Source organism: Sphingomonas sp. NFX23, from assembly GCF_049887795.1.
In the GTDB taxonomy this organism is placed as follows: domain Bacteria; phylum Pseudomonadota; class Alphaproteobacteria; order Sphingomonadales; family Sphingomonadaceae; genus Sphingomonas.
Window position 1 is genome coordinate 415,753 of record NZ_JAGEKH010000006.1, and the last position, 18,987, is coordinate 434,739.

The following is an 18,987-nucleotide window of genomic DNA, read 5'->3' on the forward strand; positions in this document are numbered from 1 at the left end:
ATACCGTCCATTCGGGATCTGGTGACGGCAGATCGTCGGCGACATTCCGAAGGTGTCGTCCGGTCCCCTACCGTCCGCATGCGGCGGTAGGCATGCGAAGGGACCGCGATCCGCGATCATCGGATCTGACGCGGTGCACCAGATGCCCAGCAGGAACGCCGGGAGCCATGCCAGCAATCAGATTCCTGACGACGGACGGGTCCAGGCTGCCGGCTGAACGTCCAGGCAGATAGCATGAGGAACTTCGAGAAGTGATGTCGAGAGAGTGGAACTCTCTGGAGGAATGGAATGAAGAAGATAGTGATGGCGCTCGTCGCGATGGCATGCTGCACAGCGGCCGACGCTTCGATGCACGATGTTCCGGGTAACGCCGCGAAGATACTCGCGCCGTCCAAGCCGACGCCGGCGGCGTCGACGAATGGCGAGACGGTCCGTCATGTCAGGAACTCGGCAACCCTGCACGAAGGTCGGGCACTTGGAGCGCTTGGGGTGCTCTACCTGAGCCTGACGGCGTTGGGCGCCCTCGCGGTAATGGTGGCGGGCTACTTTCTCGCCAGCGCTCGTCGAGTGAGACGCGACGGACCGTCCGTTCTTCTATTCGTCGTGGGATTCGCGTTCCTCGTGACGGCCGCTTTCGGCCTCATTCTGCTCAACCGCTAGAGCCCTCGGGCCCGCTGGGGACCCCGCCGTCAAAGTCGCTCATCTGAAACTGGCTGCTACGCGACGCTTCGTGAGCGACGGCTGCTACCTGAAGAAGCATCAACCGATCGTTCCGACGGCGGGACGGTCGTCATCGAGATCCGACGCGCTTGCAGGTCGGTCAGGCGACGCCGGGCAGCGCCAGGCCGCTCACCGCGTATGTTTCACGCGCTCCCATTCCCGCTTGAGAACGACATGCGAGAGCCTGACGACATAGCCGACCAGGTGCTCCGGATCCGCCCTGTAAACCGACCCGAGCCACGTGACCGCTTCGACGGAAGATCCTGAGGCCACGTCGTCGCGCACGACCTCCAGCAGCGACCGCGCCCCGACGATCGCATCGACTTGCAACGGGACGTGCAGACGCTGAAGCAGGTAGATCAGGAGCCTGTGATCCTTCTCACTGGGGTTGAGCATGAGTTCCAGTTCGATCCGGAAGCGCGAAAGCCTTTCAGCTCTACGAGGGGCCATCGGCGTGCAGGGACTCTGCGCCAACTCGCTCAGCAGCCTGCGCGCTCTGTCGATCCAAGCCTGACGATTGTCGGCGCGCACCTTCGCGCGGAGTTGTCGAAAGGTGAAGACGATGGAAATCGCAGCGGCGAGCAGCGCGAGGTACGCGGTGAGGTTGCCGCTGACGTTCGCGGTCGCTTCGAACAGGTTGCCGGGTTGCTTCGACGAAGACCCGAAGAAGGACGGGAGTCGCCACACCAGCAGCGCGTCGATCATCATCGCAACCGCGAACGACGTGGCCGACAGCCAGAGGGCGTAGGGAATGACCATGCGTTCGAGACGCTGCCGGCGGAGATGCTCCCGCGACGTCAGCGCGTCGCCCGCTTCGGCGCCGACGGCCATCCGAAGCACGTCGTTCCAGCAGATCGGGCCGTCCGCGCGTTCGCTCGACGGATCCCACCACGTCGTCCAGAAGGGCGCGCGCAGCCTCTCCCGTGCGGGTCGCCACATGATGAACGCAGGAACCGGTATCAGTACCATCAGGCAGAGGCGGAACAGCAGGGCATGATGCCAGTCGATGCCGTCCACGCCGAGGCGAAGCGACGCGAGACACGCCAGGCCGATCGAGGTGAGGCTGCCGGAGATCGCGATCAAGTACCATAGCCTCGCTTCCGCGAGCAGGTCCTCACGGCTCCGCCGATCAGGCCGAAGCTTCGCACCCGCTGAGGGCGAGACGCCCTCCGTTCGCAGCAGTCGCACGGCGGCCCATGCCAAGGCCGCGCCGAAGGCGAGACGGGCGGGTCCCGGCGCATTCCTGCGGAGGGCTCGATCTGGTTCCATCTCTTCCACGGTCGAACCCTAGACGGAACGCACGGTCTTTGCGATGCGACCAGACGCATGCCCTGCGTCGAAAAGCCGGTGGCTCCTCCGCACGTCTACGAGACGCCGCGCGGCACCTTGCCGGTGATCGCCGACTTGATCATACGGACGCCATGGACGCAAAGGATCTGCGAAACCTGCCGCCTGGCGCGAAGCTGGTCTACGTGTTCGGGCCAGGTCCCGAGGAGGAGCGGCATCCGGCAAGGGTCGTCGCGCACGGACCCGGGTACACCTCCGTCGTAGTCTATTTCACGACGAAGCCCCAGGCGCTGATCCGGTGGAGCATGGCCACGAACCGTCCTATCGGTACGAAGGGTCATGTGGGCACGGTCCGTCTCGAAAGATGATCCTCGTCGCCGACATGGCGCGGATGCTGGCGTATGGAACCCTCGTCAGCCGTCACGATCATGCACCAGGGCGCTACGCGGACCTGCGGCGGTGCGAGCAGGTCGCCGGTCCGCTGATCACCCGTCCGGTCCTCTTCCGACGGACCAGCGCGAGGGGCGGCGAGGGCCATGGGACGATCGGAAGCTTCCATGCTTCCGAGGCACTACGGATCTCCCCAGTGGCATTGGATGGATGGATCGAGGTCCGGCGGCTGGGTGGACGAACGAATGGTCGGCTGGGCCTGCCGCGGATGGATGAAGGGGGCGCGCGCGCGGACACTGGACCTCGATTGTTAACCAGGGCTCGCGAAGAACTGTCGAAGCTGCCGATCTCCAGCGGCAAGCTCGACGGTGAGAAGTCTGGCGAAGTGCTGACCGACGCGGACGAAGGACCCGTCGAGCGGCGGTCGATGCCGGATGTGCCCCGAAAATCCTAGCGCAGCCGGTGGGCCGCGACCGCCTCCTCCGCCGCGGCGTAGGCTGCCGCTGCGGCTTCCACGAGAATGGCCAGCGGTGGCAGCGTACCACGCGGTTCGCACGGAACCTGCAGCACCAGCCATCCGGACCATTCCCTGCTTCCCGGCGCGCTCCAGCGGAACGGCGGGAAGTGCCGTTCGATCAATGTCTCATCCGCATCATCGTCCTCGATGGAGAAGGCGATGCTCAACGCGCTCGGTCCAAGCCTGACGTCGGTGTAGAGGACGTAGGGCTCCTGATAGTGGTAGGTCGTGAAAGACTTCTCGGCCCAGATCACCTCAGGCGTGACCGCGTACTCCTCGTCGACCAGCTCTTCGAGCGGAGCAGGACGCCAGTGCGGTCCGAGCCGTCGGCCCCAGATCGTCCTCCACAGCAGGCGCAGGAAGTGCGCCATGTCGTGACGCGTCAGTTCGGCACCGCCGCGTGCCAGGTAATAGGTGTCGAGCTCGTCCCACTCCAGCCCCGGCGGGAGAGCGCCGGCCTCCATCGCCAGGAGCGCCTCGACCGCGGTCCGCACCGCGGGACTGTCCAGGAAGGCGGCGACCGTCGCAGGCATCTTCGGCTCATCTGTCATGGTTCGCCTGCTCGTTCCCAGAGTGTCCGGCGGAAGCGGCGGAAGTCCTCGTCCACCTTGAGTTCAGTCAGCGCCGCATCGAAACGCCGCAGCACCTCGTGCCAATGCACGAAGCGCCAATGCTCGTTCCGCGACAGCTTCCTGCGCGTCTGACGGCAGCGTCGCTTGCCGACAACGATCAGGGCGCCGGTGCGCTCGGCCGATCCATCGGTCGCTACCGTCATCCGCAGGTTCACGGCATGGCGCCTGTACGCGCTGAGGGGATTGTTCCCGAGGCCATGCTCGAACTTCGCCTCGACGACCGCCCCCCACATGCGGTTGCGGGCCCTGCCGTGCATCAGCAGATCTATGCGCCCCCGACCCGAGCGCACCTCCGCCGCCACGCTCAGATCCTCGAGGTCCATCGGCCAGACGATCGATGGCGCCAGGGCTCGCAGGAAGCATCCGATGCGTTCGTCATCGGACGCCAGGAAGTGCTTCAGGCCCTTCGTCGCCTGGGTCTCGTTCAGGCGGAGCCACTCCAGCGGTTCGACGTGCAGGCAGTGATGCGAGTTCGCGAGCCCGAAGTGATCCGACACCGCACGGATGCGAGCCCCGCGGTCGCCCACGGTCCGCTCGATGTCATCGGCGGCAGCCAGCGCCTCGCGGGCGGCCAGTCCGATGCGGCAGCCCCAAGCGCGCAGGGCTTCGATGTGACGTTCGCCGGTCGCCGTCAGCAGCGCAGCGGGAAAAGGCGGCAGCGCTGCCGATCCGGGCGTCGCGGCGCTCAAAGTCCCACCGCTACCGGGCAGAAGGCCGCATGTTTGACAACGAGGAGGGGGCGCACGACGCCGCTTTGAGCTCCGATCCGCCGGGAATCAGCGTCGGCGGTCGGTGGCGACGTCCGGGAGTCCTTCTGCGCTTTTTCGCAGGCTGGTGACACCGGCGACCGGACGACTTCGCTGCTCGAGCTGCGGAACCTCCCGGACATCATATCGAACACCTTTCATGAGCGCGGCATCGAAGCAAGCGCGGATCGCGAGGGGGCGGCCACCTCTTCTGCAGCGACACGCGTAGCCCCATCAGATCCGTTCTGAACCGGAGTTCGTCGAAAACCGGGATCATGCCGAATCCTCGCGGCTTCGGTCGCGCAAAGCGGTTCCTTCGGGATCCGCTCAGCATGAAAGAGGGCGTTTCGGTTAACCGCCCGGCTTTTGTTCTAAGAACAAATAGAAGGGTCATGACATGGTCGCAAGCACACCCTGTCCGACTGACCACAGGCGAAAACTCATAGCGCTGACCGCGGATAACAAGGTCCTTCGCGGGAAACTGCAGCCCCTGTGGGATGTTTTCCATTCAATGGCGGGCGAGCTGACCAAGCGGAGGATAGCCCACCTGCTCGACAGCTTGGAAGACGCGATCGGAAATCGCTCCACGTACGGACGCGTCATGGGACGGGCGGCCTTGCGAGGGAAGTAGTTGTTGGATATGCAGGCACGAACAGATTGCATCGGCCACGTGAATCGCCGCCAGTGAAGCGAACATTGGTGCCAGAGCATGATCTAGCAAGGACGTCGGCACGGCCGGACACTTTCTCGGCGAAGTTCAATCACGCTCGCGCGCGGCACCTTCGCGCAAAAGCCGGATCGGTAACCTTTCCGGCAAGTTACGATCTCGTTATTTCGGTAGGGTTGATCCTTTCGCAGCAATTCAACGCCGCGTAGCTTGTGCTATCCCCGAATGGTATAGATCGTTGCGGAGTTTGATTTGGACGTTTGGCCCCAACATGAAGTATTTTTCATTTTGTGATACCGTTATCATCAAATAGCGTCGCTCGACATATCTTATTTATTGTCCTGTCTTCATCAGCGAAATCCGGTGAAGTATAAAAGTAACAATACGTCATTAGGCCACAATGTAAGACTCGGTCACCGACGGTTTCATGGGAGGGGACAATCGGTCGGTATCCGGGGGGAGCGATGTTATGTCATTACGAAGGAACGTTGATTTTGATCTATTGAATGTCCTGATCTGCATCGTCGAGGAGGGCTCGTTCACTGCTGCGGCCGACAGGCTGGACATAACCCAGCAGGCGATCAGCGCCCAGGTCAAGCGACTGGAGACGCTGGCCACGCGTCAGTTGCTGAAACGCACCGCGCACGGGATCGCGCTCACCGTCGATGGCGAGGCCATGCTGACCTACGCGCGAGAGATCGCGAGCATCTCGGAAAGCATGCTGAACCAATTCGCCGTCTCTCCCCTCGCGGGCAAGGTGCGAGTTGGCCTGTCTCCCGGCTTCCCGTTCTGCGTGCTTGCTGCAGTGCTCAGTCACGTCCGCGACGTCGATGCCGATGTAGAAGTCTCGTTCGAGACCGGCACGACCGCCAAGCTTATAAACAAGTTCAACGCGGCCCGCCTCGACGTGGTCTTCGGCGCTCAGCGGCCCGGCGATGTGAAGGGAGAGGCGTTGTTCCGAGATACCGTCGAGTGGATCGGAAGCAGGACCGCCGTGCTGGACCCCTCGGCACCCGTGCCGCTCGTGGTCTTTCCGGCGCCCGCGATAATCCGGGATGTGATGCTCGACAGCCTGAGCCGTGCCAACAGGACCTGGAGGATCGCCGTGGAGAGCGAGGACCTGAACACCATCCGAACGTCGATAGCGTCCGGTTGGGGGATCACCGCCATGAACAGCCGATTGCTGAAGAACATTCCTGAGGACTTCGTTCAGCTACGGGATCACGGCCTTCCCGATCTCGGTGAAATCGAGTTCTTCCTGAGATACGACGATCGGTATGGACCTTCCACCAAGACCTTCGTCAATGCAGTGCGTCTGGTGACGAACGGAGAAGTCGTACCGCATCATGAGCCGCGGATGAAGCTCATGGAGATCATGCTGAAATGATCTAACGATCGTTTTGCAGAACCCGCTGCCGCATCGACGAGTAACGTCTACGGCGAGATTCCGCAGCACAGGCGACAGATGCAGCCGTCACGTGCGTAGGAGGCGGGCGGTCCGCCGGGCAGTCCATCGGGCAGATCCGCGCGACGCCGGCACGGACTGCATGGTCCACCGATATCCCCAGTGCAGCCGCGCCGCGACGGACGTCGACGTCGCTCCCATCGCCGAGAAGGCGGCCTGTTGGTTCGGGACGAGCACGGAACCGTTTCGCTGGGACGCTGAGAAGCGGCGACCGACGACAAGGACCTCTCGGCGGGTTGATCGCGGAGGGTCGATGGTCAGCGACCGTGGGGCGTCCGCGGCCGTCGATCGCAACGCAGAGGCCGGTTCCGGCCTCGCCGCGCGAGCTTGCACGTATTCCCCGTTGTTTGCGCCTCGTCGCCGTCGCCGGCTGCGTTCAGGTTGGTGCGGACGACCGCCGCAGGGGCGTCATCCGATGTCGGGACCGTCTACCGTCCACACTTGCGGGAAAACCAGGCCACACGCTGGCGAGAGGCATACGCGGCTTCGCCATTGAACTCGGGGAAAGGGGGGGGGCGACGGCCTCATGCGAGGGCGACGAAGATGGGGACGGCGATCGCGGTGACCAACCCGTTCAATCCTATCCCCAGGGCGGAGAAGGCGGCGGCCAACGGATCCCGTCCCGCTACCTGGGCCGCCGCTACGCCGCTGCCGGCGATGCCCGCAGCCAGGCCGTGAGCCCTCCAATCCTTGACTCCGAGAAATCGAAGGAGCGGTTCCCCCGCGACGGCCGCGAGGATGCCGGCCAATATCGCGAGGACCGCGGTAAGCGCCGGAACCCCCCCGATCTCCTGGGCGAGCGCCATCGCGATGGGAGTCGTGACCGCCTTCGGGGCCATCGATAGCGCAATGGGAAGGGATCCACCGCAGGCCAGCGTGATGAAGTAGCCGGAGGCGATGGACGTGGCGGATCCGATCGCCAGAGCAGGTATCATGCTGCCGAGGGATCGCCGAACATGACCTATGTTTTCGGCCAACGGCACGCCGAGCGCCACCGTCACCGGCCCGAGCAGGAAATGAATGAACTGGGCACCGGTGAAATAGGTCTTGTAGTTCGTATGCGATACGAGAAGCAGAACGGAAATGATCACTATGGCGATCAGGACCGGACTCGCCCATGCCGCATCCTTGCACCACGCCTTGATCCTCTCCCCTATGTGATAGGCGAGAAGGGTTATCGCCAGCCACAAGAGCGGTGATGGGCTGAGTCCCAGCCAAAGATTTTCTCCGGAGTCCAACACGTTGCCTTACCCTCCGGACATGTCTTTTGGTTGACGGGCATTGATCCACTGCATCGTCAGCCCGGTGGATACGAGGCTGAGGAAGGTCGACAGGATCAGGCCCACCAACGTTGCGATCCACTGCCCGCTGAGGAGAGGAAGGACCGTGAGTATGCCGACGCCGGCGGGGACGAACAGCAGCCCCATGCAGCGTATCAGCGCCCCGGAGACCTTGGATACGCCAGCCGGCGTCTTCGCGCTGTCGCTCGAACGGCGGCGAACGACCAGAATGGTGGCCAGCAGGAACATGCCGATTATCGGGCCGGGTATGGAAAGGCCCAATACCGATTTGGCGCACTCGCCGAACAGCTGACACAGGACGAGGACCAGAAGGCCTGCGATCATGGTCGATACCTCGATGTCTGGTTCCGCATCGTCAACGCCGAGCTATCGCGGATATCTCGATCCGAGCGCCGACGGAGAGCGATTTGACGCCGACCACGGTTCTCGCGGGGTAGGGGCGGCTGATCATCGACTTGTAGAGGCCGTCCACCTCATGGAAGTTCGAGATGTCCGTCACGTATATCGTCACCGACACGATGTTCTTCTCGGACATTCCCCCGTCCTTGAGGGTGATCAGAAGCCTGTCCATGCAGAAGCGGAGCTCCTTGGAGAATTCCGCAGGTATGGCATGAGACTTCGGATCGATGCCCTGAAGGCCGGACACGTAGAGCGTGTCTCCAGAGGCGACGCCTGGGCTGTATCCCGTGTCCGGGGATACGAGCTGAGTGCCGACCGCCACCCGATCTGCCGCAAAGGCCGGCGTAGCAAGGCCGAGCAGCGCTAATGTTACGGCTCTCAAGTTCTCAACTCCTACGAGCATGGAGATCCTGCCGACGGCGGCAGCCATCGACGGCCCGGCTGGTCAAGGCGTGACTGCCGACCGGATCCCAGATCTGACGATCGACGATTACACGTCCGCCAGACGCTGTCCACAACGCCCGCTCGTGCTTAAAACAAAGTGTGAAGCATTGATGGAAAAAGCAGGGTCAGTTAGCATTCGATCTAATAGACGTTGAACAATGCATGTGCACATGTTCAATGCGGGCAGAATGGAGAGCCTGTCGTCGACGGTCGTCGAATTCGTGCGTGTAATACGCATCGGCATTTGTCATGAAGGCTATTGATGTTCGATGACTGTACAGTGATGAGCGGACTAGAGGATCGATGAATTATAACGGTCATCGGCGTAACGTCGATGATCCGGGACTGGTTGGTCTGGCGGAATAAGGAGATGGAGGTCGCCGGTGGTAACAAGCATCTACATCTTCATTTCGGATTCCGCATTCAGCCATAATGTAACGCTTGGTCTGGGCGAGGGTCCAACAGTCGCCGCCAAGAAGCATCGGAAAGCAGATGAGGCCGAAACATGAGTGATGCCGATAAAAAAGCAGGTCGTCCGCCGCGGGGCGGCTCAGGCGTGGACATCGCCCTCAGTCGTCGCAGCATACTCCTGGGCGGCGGCATTCTCGGAACGGGCGCGATCGCTGGGGCATTCGAGCATCACGACGGAATGCTGGGCGGCCCATCGGAGTCCTTGAAGGGCTCCTTGCCGTACATGGACGGCGTCACCGACGTCCCTAGGGACGGAACGTCGCCGGACCTTCGTTTTCTCACGGCGGCTGAGAAGGCCTTCGTCGTCGCTGCGGCGGATCGCATCATTCCGGCGGACGCTTCCGGGCCCAGCGCGTCCGAGGCCGACGTCCCCGTGTTCATAGATCGCCAACTGGCAAGCTCGTTCGGTCAAGGGCAGCATCTGTATACCGGTGGACCGTGGCCGAACGGGCTCCCGCAGCAGGGATACCAGAGCCGGTTCACGCCGGCCGCTCTGTATCGATACATCATTCCGGTGATCGAGGCCCGGGTGGCGAGAGCCTACGGCGGAAAATCCTTCGCGTCGGTCGGTCCCGACGTGCAGACCGAGATCCTGAAGGAGATGGAGGCCGGACAGTTCTCCGACGATCCCTACAACGCGAAGGCCTTCTTCGTGATGTTCCTGCAGAACGTCAAGGAGGGCTACTTCGCCGACCCAATCTATGGAGGAAACAAGGACATGGCCGCATGGCGGATGATCGGGTTTCCCGGCGCGCACTACGACTATTCGGACTGGGTGAGCAGGCACGGAGAGCGTGTCCCCTTCCCCCCCGTGAGCCTCCGCGGCCGCCCTGGATGGGACGCATAACATGACGATCACAAAGCCGAAGGTGGATGTCGTCTTCGTCGGGTTCGGTTGGACCGCGTCGCTCATGGCCCACGAGCTGTGCGGCGAGGGTCTGACGGCCGTCGCTCTCGAGCGCGCAGCGGCGCGCGACACGCCGGACTCCTATGCGACGACCTTCGATCAGGACGAGTTGCGATACAACTGGAGGCATCATCTCTTCCAGAACACCACCTACGATACGCTGACGGTCCGCAACAACTCGTCCCAGGTCGCTCTGCCGTATCGCAAGGTCGGCGCCTTCCTGCTGGGAACCGGCGTCGGGGGGTCGGGCGTCCATTGGAACGGGCAGCATTGGCGTTTCCTGCCGAGCGACATCAAGGCCTACAGCCACAACCGTGAGCGATACGGGATGGCTTCAGTACGAGGGGATGGTCTGACGGTTCAGGACTACCCGATGAGCTATGACGATCTGGAGCCTCACTACGCACGCTTCGAATCGCTCTGCGGCGTTTCCGGCAAGGCCGGAAACATTCGAGGCAAGATCCAGGCGGGCGGGAACCCGTTCGAAGGGCAGCGATCCGGAGAATATCCCAATCCGCCACTCGAGATGACCTACGCTCCCTCGCTCTTCGCGAAGGCGGCAAGCGAGATGGGGTATCATCCGTTCCCGCAACCGGCGAGCAACATCACCAGACCGTACACCAACGTGCTCGGCGCGCAGATGGGCAAGTGCACCTACTGCGGCTTCTGCGAGCGCTTCGGATGCGGCAACTATTCGAAGGCGACGCCTCAGACGACCGTCGTGCCGTCCCTCATGATGATGCCCAATTTCGAGCTGCGGACGGAATCCGAAGTCCTCAAGGTCGAGAGGACGCCGGATGGCAAGCATGCGACCGGAGTGACCTACGTCGACAGCGCCGGGCAGGAGATCTTCCAGCCGGCCGACATCGTCGTCCTGAGCGCGTATCAGCTGCACAACGTGCACCTGATGCTCCTGTCGGGGATCGGAAAGCCCTACGATCCGGTATCGGGCGAAGGCGTGGTGGGCAGGAACTACTCGTACCAGACGCTGAGCCTCGCCAACGTCTTCATGGGCGACAAGATCCTGAACCCCTTCATCGGTGCGGGCGCCCTGGCGTCGTGCATAGACGACTTCAACGGCGACAACTTCGACCACACCGGCCTGGGCTTCATCGGCGGGTCGTACGTCGCCGCGATGGTGACAGGCGGTCGCCCGATCGGGCAGCTCGTGACCCCGAAGCGCGTCGGCACCTGGGGCGCCGACTGGAAGCGTTCCGCTGCGCATGACTATCTCCGCAGCTTCACGATCTACATCTCCGGCGCAAGCGTATCGACCAAGCAGAACTATCTGGATCTCGATCCGACGTACCGAGACAAGTTCGGGCGCCCCATGCTGCGCATGACGTTCGACTTTCCGAAGAACGATCTGAAGATGGCCGAATACGTCACGGGCAAGACCGCTGAGATCGCCTACAAGATGGGCGCCCGCGAGGTCGATGCGATGCCGCGCAAGGCGCCGTTCGACGTGGCGCCCTACCAGACCACGCACACGTGCGGTGGAACAGTGATAGGGGACGACCCTAAGACGAGCGTGGTGAATCCATACTCGCAGAGCTGGGACGTTCCCAATCTCTTCGTGACGGGGGCAGGGCTCTTTCCTCAGAACGCCGCCTACAATCCGACCAATACGATAGCCGCGCTGCTGTACTATTCGGTCGAGAGGATAAAGTCGCAGTATCTCAAGGCACCGGGCGTGCCGATGGTGAGTGCCTGACCATGACACATCGTGTTCGCACCGGGATTGTCTCCCTGGCGGTCGCCGCCGCGCTGTTCCTGACGGTCGTGGCGGTCTCGTGGTACAACGTGGAGGCCCATCCCGTGGCGTCGACGGCGATCACGGCGCCGGTGCCGTTCGCGTTGCTGAACGAGCCCATTCCGGACGGACCGAACGCCGGTCTTCTGCGGAAGGGGCGCTATCTGGTCACCGCAGGCGACTGCGTCTCCTGCCATACGTCGGACAAGGGGGCTCCCTTCGCGGGCGGTCTGGGTCTTCAGACTCCCTTCGGCACGATCTATTCGCCGAACATGACGGGCGACAAGGTCGCCGGGATCGGCAACTGGACGCCCGACCAGTTCTTCAAGGCGATCACGAGAGGCGTGGGGCCGCATGAGCGCATGCTGTATCCCGCGCTGCCGTACACCTACATGGCGAACGTCACGCGAGCCGACTCGGACGCGATGCTGGCGTACCTCAAGACCGTGCCGGCGAGTTCGTATGTCGCGCCGCCGAACAAGATGCCCTTTCCCTTCGGAATCCGGCAGTCGCTGGTGTTCTGGAACCTTCTGTTCCGCGCAAGCCCGGGCTTCTCCCCGCAACCCGACAAGTCCGCTGCCTGGAACCGGGGCCGCTACCTCGTCGATGGTCTTGGTCATTGCGGTGCGTGCCATACGCCGAAGAACCTTCTCGGGGCGGACGTCAAAAGCAAGTATCTCGCCGGTGGCGATCTCGAGAGCTGGATAGCGCCCGACCTCACATCGAACGTTCGAACGGGGCTGGGGAGCTGGAGCGCGGCGGACATCGCGACCTACCTGAAGACGGGGCGCAATTCCCATGCGAACGCCGGGGGGCCGATGGCGGAGGTCGTATCCTTCTCCATGTCGCAGATGACGGATGCCGATCTGTCGGCGATCGCGACCTATCTGAAATCGGTTCCGGCGAGCCCAGCGGCCAACCCGGGCGTCGCCGATCAAGGAAGCATGCGCCGTGGGGCTGCCATCTATTCCGACGCATGTGCAGCCTGCCATCTGTCGAACGGCAGAGCGCAGCCAGGCTACATACCGCCGCTGCCCGGAAGCGCATCGACGCAACAGGCCAATGCGACCGGCGTCGTCCGCGTGATCCTGGGTGGCGCTCGGACAGGGCCTACCGCTACCCGACCCTCGGCGCTCGCCATGCCCAGCTTCGCGTGGAAGCTGACCGACAGGCAGGTGGCCGACGTCGCGACCTTCGTTCGCAACTCATGGGGGAACAGAGCCTCGCCGGTCGATGAGGCCAAGGTCAAGCACATCAGAAAGACCCTCAAACTGACGGAGCCGCTACGGACCCGCTGATTTGATGACCACTGGGGGCGACCGGCCCGCCAGTGGTCACTCCTTTCGGCTGGGTTCGAAGCGGTCGGTGGAGCACTCCGGAAGACGGCATCCCTCCATGGATCGAGTCGAGGCGATCGAGCCGGGACGGGATGGTTGCCCCAGTTGCATCCGCCCCTCGACGCGACCGCAGCACTAGATTGGGACATTCCATGATCAGACCTTCCGCCTCCCAACTCGCATACGCCGTTCTGGCCCTCGGCGTGGTCGTGTCAGCGCCGGCCTCGGCGCAGAGCGTTCCCACGATCGACACCGAGGATGCCACACTCGGATCCCACGATGTCGGTACCGGCCGCATCCACCCGGTCCTGGGTCTCGACGTGCGCAACGGCGACTTCGCCCGAGGCGACTACGACGACGATCGAGCCGATCTCGATCGCCTGCCGGTCCATGCGCAGATAGGCTTGGGCGCGGAGCTCCATCACGATTCCGAAGGGAAGGCGGACACCTGGCTCGTCGTCAGTTCGTCAAACGGCTTCCACTCGCCCGCCGCTTACGAGACGACCAGTCCGAGGGCATGGTATGAGAGCAACAATCTGCTGGCAGTCGTAGCCACGCCCGTGCGGAACCTGCGGGCAGCGCTCGTCTACACGATCAAGACCAGTCCGAATGGTGTCTCGGACACCACCAACGAGGTCAGCGCAAGCTTCGCGTACGATGCCAAGCACGGGATCGGAGCACTTCGCCCGACCTTCGTCGCGACGACGCGAACGAAGGGCTCGGGAGGAGGCTATGCGCAGATCGCGATCGGTCCCAGGATCGCGCTCGGGCGAGGGGAGGGCGCCGCGAGCCTGATAATCCCCGCGACCGTGGGCTTCGGGTTCGGCGGCTTCTACGGGACAAGCTCTGGCGACCGTCTCTTCGCGAGCGCTGGCCTCGGACTGACGAAGCCGTTCACGATCGGCAACGTGCATCTGAACGCGAATGGCCGGCTTCTCGCGCTGGTTCGCGACGATCGTCTGGCCCGGCGCAGCGGACCCCGCGGCGAAACCGGCACCGTCGTTCCACTCGCGACCTTCGGCGTGTCGTCCGCCTGGTGATGCGACCCGATCGAGGAGATCTCGAATGCCCATACGTAATACTCGGCGGGGCGTCGCGGAGCCCCATGCGGACTCCCGCCTTCGAAATCGAGCCGGAGTCAGTTTCGCCGGTCCGGCGCGTCCGGCACCTATCGGTCGGCTGGATCGAGCGACCTTCCAGCCGTTCCGCCGAGCGGCAGGCACGGTCGGGCGGATCGCATGGCGGTCGCGCACAGCTGACAGCATCGTGACATCGAGCAGAAAGGAAACCAAGTGATGGCCGTTTTCAGTAGCGACGCTCTCAAGGGCAAGGTCGCGTTCGTGACGGGCGCCGCCCGTGGCATCGGACGCTGCGCAGCGGTGGCCCTCGCGGAGGCCGGCGCGGATGTGGTGGGCGTCGACATATGCGGCGTCGCAAGCCACCGGAACACCTTCGCGGCCGCCACGGAGGCGGATCTGGAGGAGACCGGTGCGCTCGTGGCTGCGACCGGTCGTCGCTGGCTCGCGGTCGTCGCGGATCAGCGCGACATCGGCGCGCTGCGGTCCGCGGTGGAGACGACGAAGCGTGAGATGGGGGGCGTCGACATCCTGTTCGCGAACGCCGGCATCCAGGCCTTCAAACCGCTGCTCGAAATGGAGGATGCCGACTGGCACGATCAGATCGAGTGCAATCTGAACGGCACGGCGAACGCGATCCGAGCGGTCGCGCCCGCCCTCGTCGAGCGGGGCGGGGGCCGGATCATCGTGACCTCATCCACGCAGGGACAGCACGGAACCCTGAACGGCTCGGCCTATTCGGCGTCGAAATGGGGCATTCTAGGACTGATGAAGTCCGCGGCGCTCGAGATGGGCAAGCATCGCATAACCGTGAACGCGCTCATTCCGGGCCTGATCGACACCGCCTTGACCAGGCACGAGGACCGGTATGCGCAGGCGATCCAGGCCGGCGGCAAGGAACCGACCGGCGATGCGACCCTGGACGAGAAGACCGCAGCCAGGGCGCTGGCCGCGAAGCTGCCGCTCGGCGTGCCGTGGATCGAGCCGGCGGCGATGGGTGCGGCCGTCGTCTTCCTCGCGTCCGACGGCGCGGCGATGATTTCGGGCACCAGTCTCGCCGTCACCGGTGGCGACAGCGCGAACGTGACCTCGTGACCTCAATTTCGTGACCTCTCTATCCAAATAAGAAGGGACAGATGAAATGACAGAATCCGGACGCCGAGAATTCCTCGCCACCGCCACGATGCTGGGCGCGACGGCAGCGGTCGCGACCGCAGCCCGCGCACAGCGCTTCGGCAATCCCGACAGCCCGCCACAGGGCGCGGTCAACGCAGCCGACAATCCGGGCACGACCAACACGGTCGTCGGCCCGCAGAATCCGGCGCTGGCCGATCAGTTCCCCTCGGCGATCAGCCCTCCGCCGACCGATGTCGATGCGCTGCCGATGTTCTGGGCGTCGTTCAACAATGCCCACAAGCGCATCCAAAACGGCGGCTGGGCGCGACAGGTGTCCAAGAAGGACTTTGCGATCGCCGAGTCCATCGCGGGCGTCAACATGCACCTGTCCGCAGGAGGGATCCGCGAGCTCCATTGGCATCAGACCGCCGAGTGGTCGATCATGACCCGCGGCCGCTGCCGCATCACCACCCTCGATGCGCAGGGCCGACCGAGGGTCGAGGACGTCGAGGCGGGCGATCTGTGGTATTTTCCCGCTGGACTTCCCCACTCGCTGCAGGGGCTGGGTCCGCAAGGGTGCGAGTTCGTGTTGGCGTTCGACGATGGTTCCCAGTCGGAGAACAACACCCTTCTTCTCACCGAGATGATGGCGCACTTTCCGCCCGAGGTCATCGGCAAGAACTTCGGCGTGGCCGCGGACGCCTTCCAGAACATCCCCCTCCATCCGCGATGGATCTTTCAGGGCAAGGAGCCGGGGGACCTCGCCGCCGATCGGGAGGCCTCCGGCGTGGCGCAAGGCGGTGAACCCGTGATCTTTCGAATGTCGCGCTCGCAGCCGGTCAAGCAGACGGCAGGCGGCGTGATCCGGATCGCCGACAGCACCAACTTCCCCATCTCGAAGACGATCGCGGCGGCGATGGTGACGGTGAAGCCAGGTGCACTGCGCGAGATACACTGGCATCCCAACGCCGACGAATGGCAGTACTGGATGCAGGGGCAGGGGCGGATGACGGTGTTCGACACCGGTCCGAAGGCGACGACGATGGACTTCCACCCGGGCGACATCGGCTACGTCAAGAAGAGCCTCCCTCACTACATCGAGAACACGGGGCATGAGGATCTGGTGTTCTTCGAGCTATTCCGCACCGATCGCTACGAAGAGGTCTCGCTCTCGAACTGGCTGACCCACCTGCCGCCGGCGCTGGTCGCCGAGCATCTCAACATCGACGTCGCGACGATCGCGCGCTTCCCCAAGGGCGGTCCGGGCGTAGTACCAGTCTGAATGGGGAAGGTGGCCGGGGGAGGCATTCCGAGTTCGCAAGCCATTCCGGTCTTCGAGCCCTTGCCGTGAGCATGGATTAGCTCGGACGCGCCGTCGGGACCGGCGCAGGAGCGCAATTGAATCAATGAGGAACAACCAGCTATGATCGTACCGTTCCTCGTAAATGCGCTTCTTGCGCCGGTCCCAGCCGTTCCGGGTCGTGCTCGTCAGATTCTCGAGGCGAACCGGATTGCGACGGAGCGCTCAGCGGACGCGACTCATGGACAACGACGCCCGGCCGGCCGCCGGCTAAGATATACATACGCGGGAGATGGCATGACGGGCGTCGTCGACGAGATCGATGATCTGCGAGGCCTCCGTTACGTCATCACCCGTCATGTAGGGGAGGAAATGGAGCAGGACGGCTATGACGGCCGGGCAGCCTGGGCGCGAGAACGGTCCGGCAGCGTAACACCCCAGTCCGGCGGCGATATGCGGGCCCTCGCCGTCAACCAGGCCTATCGCAATTCCAACCTCTGGTGGCGCTCAGATCTTGGCGGCGCGAAAGTGTCCTATACCGAGCGTCAAGGGGAAGGGGCTGCCGCCGCCGACGTCCTGAAGATCACGCCCGTCGGCGGCGTGCCGTTCGAAGCCTGGTTCGATGCGGGGACGCATCTGCTTTCCCGCGTCGACGAGCGTCGTGAGGGGGTGCCGACGACAATCAGATTCTCGAAGTACAAGGTCCAGGATGGCGCCTTGTTGGCCGGGCGGATCAGCGTTGGCACCGGTGACGTCGCCGATGAGGTGGTCCAAACGCTCGAGAGGGCGGATATCCTGGGTTCGGTTCCCGAGGGCTGCTGTGCAGCACCGGCTTGGACCGTTTCGGACGTCAGGCTGATGGACGGTTCGAACAGCGCCATCGTGCCGTTCAGGATCTTCAATGGCCACATCTACGTGGACGCAGTCGTCGATGGAAAGGGCCCTTTCCCATTCCTCGTCGATACAGGCGGTGTGAACATGATATCGCCTTCGACAGCGAACGCCGCGGGAATAAAGGCGGCCGGTGCGCTCACGATGCGCGGAGCCGGGGTCGGGGTGGTGGTAGGTGGCATCGCCAAGGTCGGCTCGCTCGTCATTGGTACAGCCATGCTGCGGAATCAGCCGATGCGCGTCCTGCCTCAGCCTGACGGCGGGATCGAGCAGGGCGGAATGTTGGGTTTCGAGACCCTCAGGCGCTTCGTCACCCGCATCGACTATGGTCGTCGGACGATCGAATTCATCAAACCGGAGACGTTCAGCCCGGAAGGAGCCGGAACACCCGTACCGATTGCCTTCTATGGAAATCTGGTGATCGCAAAGGGAAGCTACGACGGCGTCCCCGGCGACTTCACGATCGATACCGGCAATCCCGGCAGTCTGTTCCTGAGTTCGCCCTTCTCCGAAGTGCATAGCCTGCAGTCCCATGTTCAGGGCGGGCTCCGCGTCATCGCGGGTGTCGGCATCGGTGGTCCGAGCTACGGCCTGGTTTTTCGTGGCGGACCGCTGAAACTTGGCAGCGTGCTCGTAGAGCGGCCGGTTGCCCTGATTTCGACCGATGCCGCCGGTGCGATGGCAGACCCGGCGCTTGCCGGAAACATCGGCGCGGCCATCCTGAGACGGTTCGTCCTGACCCTCGATTACGCGCATTCGCTAATTTACCTCAAGGCGATCACGCCGCCGCCGCCTGGCCTCGACATCTATGATCGATCGGGCCTGCGAATCTCAAAAACCCCCCTCGTCGTCACGGTCGAAGATGTCGCCGCCGGAACCCCCGCCGCCGTCGCGGGTGTGCAGAAAGGAGACGTCTTGGAAAGCATCGCGGGGATTTCTGCCGGTAAAGTGTCGATCGACCAGATCAGGTCGCTCCTCCGCGATCAGCCTCCCGGAACCAAGGTCAGCCTGACACTGCGCAGGAAAGGCAACCCGCTTTCAATCGTCTTGACGCTCCGCGAACTGGTCTGAGCGCTGTGGCGCCAGGTTGCGTTGAGCCCTTGCGTACAACGAGCCTATCTTGGGCGTTCGCGACTGAGAGGACAGGTCGGTCTCTGCCCTGTTGATCATGTGATCAGCGCCGAGAGCAGCACGTCAAGGTCGACAGCAGGTCGGGACCGATGGCCGTCACCTCTGGCCGACTCGTCTCAAGAGGCATTTACCGAAGGCTTTGATGATGGCGATGGCTCGAGTGACGAAATGACGGTCGTGACGCGGCCAAGACGACTGAACAACGCGCATTCCGCGTGTAAGCATAGAGCTTGATCATGTCATAAGTTGCATCGATCTGCCGCGCAGATCATACTTGGTCATCAAGAAAGTCCCCTGTCGGACCGGAAACTCTTGAACGGCACCGGATGGTATCAGGGCGGGGTAACGGCGACTTTCGTCGCTGATACGACCGCCCTGAAAATCCAGAGCACTCTGAAATGCTCGGAGAGCGTGGCCCACGACCTTCGTTGGAGCAG

Annotated in this window: 17 protein-coding genes; 11 read left to right on the forward strand and 6 right to left on the reverse strand. The window is 63.4% G+C overall.

Going from position 1 to position 18,987, the window contains the following annotated elements:
• Positions 1–288 precede the first annotated feature (288 nt).
• On the forward strand, positions 289–660 hold the full coding sequence (locus J4O76_RS18385; RefSeq protein WP_426283417.1) for a hypothetical protein: 372 nt from the start codon (positions 289–291) through the stop codon (positions 658–660).
• 189 nt (positions 661–849) lie between these two features.
• Here the strand turns inward: J4O76_RS18385 and J4O76_RS18390 are convergent, their stop codons facing one another.
• Entirely contained in the window at positions 850–1,803 is a 954-nt protein-coding gene (locus J4O76_RS18390; RefSeq protein WP_426283419.1) for a hypothetical protein, read from the reverse strand.
• A 338-nt stretch (positions 1,804–2,141) separates the two neighbouring features.
• On the opposite strand from J4O76_RS18390, the gene J4O76_RS18395 reads away from it, so the two are divergent.
• Together J4O76_RS18395 and J4O76_RS18400 are read left to right on the forward strand one after the other, a co-directional pair.
• Complete coding sequence (locus J4O76_RS18395; RefSeq protein ID WP_426283421.1) at positions 2,142–2,375, forward strand: hypothetical protein; 234 nt, start codon at positions 2,142–2,144, stop codon at positions 2,373–2,375.
• Positions 2,372–2,851, forward strand: a complete 480-nt coding sequence (locus J4O76_RS18400) for a hypothetical protein (protein ID WP_426283423.1) — start codon at positions 2,372–2,374, stop codon at positions 2,849–2,851. Before J4O76_RS18395 ends, J4O76_RS18400 begins: the two co-directional genes overlap by 4 nt.
• On the opposite strand, the gene J4O76_RS18405 is transcribed toward J4O76_RS18400, so the two are convergent.
• Complete coding sequence (locus J4O76_RS18405) at positions 2,848–3,465, reverse strand: hypothetical protein (RefSeq protein WP_426283424.1); 618 nt, start codon at positions 3,463–3,465, stop codon at positions 2,848–2,850. The two genes, J4O76_RS18400 and J4O76_RS18405, sit on opposite strands and share 4 nt — an antisense overlap.
• A complete protein-coding gene (locus J4O76_RS18410; RefSeq protein WP_426283425.1) occupies positions 3,462–4,235 on the reverse strand; it encodes a hypothetical protein in 774 nt (257 codons plus the stop codon). The genes J4O76_RS18405 and J4O76_RS18410 overlap by 4 nt, the downstream gene beginning before the upstream one ends.
• A 1,226-nt stretch (positions 4,236–5,461) precedes the next feature.
• Between J4O76_RS18410 and J4O76_RS18415 the strand changes: the two genes are divergently transcribed.
• Positions 5,462–6,346, forward strand: coding sequence for a LysR family transcriptional regulator (locus J4O76_RS18415; RefSeq protein ID WP_426283427.1), 885 nt, complete (start codon positions 5,462–5,464; stop codon positions 6,344–6,346).
• A gap of 602 nt (positions 6,347–6,948) precedes the next feature.
• On the opposite strand, the gene J4O76_RS18420 is transcribed toward J4O76_RS18415, so the two are convergent.
• Genes J4O76_RS18420 through J4O76_RS18430 form a run of 3 tightly spaced genes read right to left on the reverse strand, consistent with a single transcriptional unit; the run spans position 6,949 to position 8,554 of the window.
• Positions 6,949–7,662 (reverse strand): LrgB family protein, encoded by a 714-nt coding sequence (locus tag J4O76_RS18420; protein ID WP_426283430.1) that lies wholly within the window; start codon positions 7,660–7,662, stop codon positions 6,949–6,951.
• 9 nt (positions 7,663–7,671) lie between these two features.
• Positions 7,672–8,049, reverse strand: coding sequence for a CidA/LrgA family protein (locus tag J4O76_RS18425; RefSeq protein WP_426283432.1), 378 nt, complete (start codon positions 8,047–8,049; stop codon positions 7,672–7,674).
• 31 nt (positions 8,050–8,080) lie between these two features.
• A complete protein-coding gene (locus J4O76_RS18430) occupies positions 8,081–8,554 on the reverse strand; it encodes a RidA family protein (protein ID WP_426283434.1) in 474 nt (157 codons plus the stop codon).
• A 519-nt stretch (positions 8,555–9,073) separates the two neighbouring features.
• On the opposite strand from J4O76_RS18430, the gene J4O76_RS18435 reads away from it, so the two are divergent.
• The 7 genes from J4O76_RS18435 to J4O76_RS18465 all read left to right on the forward strand — a co-directional run bounded on the left by J4O76_RS18435 (position 9,074) and on the right by J4O76_RS18465 (position 18,490).
• Positions 9,074–9,886, forward strand: coding sequence for a gluconate 2-dehydrogenase subunit 3 family protein (locus tag J4O76_RS18435; protein ID WP_426283436.1), 813 nt, complete (start codon positions 9,074–9,076; stop codon positions 9,884–9,886).
• 1 nt (position 9,887) lies between these two features.
• Positions 9,888–11,660, forward strand: a complete 1,773-nt coding sequence (locus J4O76_RS18440) for a GMC family oxidoreductase (protein WP_426283438.1) — start codon at positions 9,888–9,890, stop codon at positions 11,658–11,660.
• Between the two features lie 2 nt (positions 11,661–11,662).
• A complete protein-coding gene (locus J4O76_RS18445; RefSeq protein ID WP_426283440.1) occupies positions 11,663–12,997 on the forward strand; it encodes a c-type cytochrome in 1,335 nt (444 codons plus the stop codon).
• 191 nt (positions 12,998–13,188) lie between these two features.
• A complete protein-coding gene (locus J4O76_RS18450) occupies positions 13,189–14,076 on the forward strand; it encodes a hypothetical protein (RefSeq protein WP_426283442.1) in 888 nt (295 codons plus the stop codon).
• 255 nt (positions 14,077–14,331) lie between these two features.
• Complete coding sequence (locus J4O76_RS18455) at positions 14,332–15,207, forward strand: SDR family NAD(P)-dependent oxidoreductase (protein WP_426283506.1); 876 nt, start codon at positions 14,332–14,334, stop codon at positions 15,205–15,207.
• Between the two features lie 46 nt (positions 15,208–15,253).
• A complete protein-coding gene (locus J4O76_RS18460) occupies positions 15,254–16,510 on the forward strand; it encodes a cupin domain-containing protein (protein ID WP_426283444.1) in 1,257 nt (418 codons plus the stop codon).
• A 141-nt stretch (positions 16,511–16,651) separates the two neighbouring features.
• A complete protein-coding gene (locus J4O76_RS18465) occupies positions 16,652–18,490 on the forward strand; it encodes a PDZ domain-containing protein (RefSeq protein WP_426283446.1) in 1,839 nt (612 codons plus the stop codon).
• The last annotated feature ends 497 nt before the right edge of the window (positions 18,491–18,987 follow it).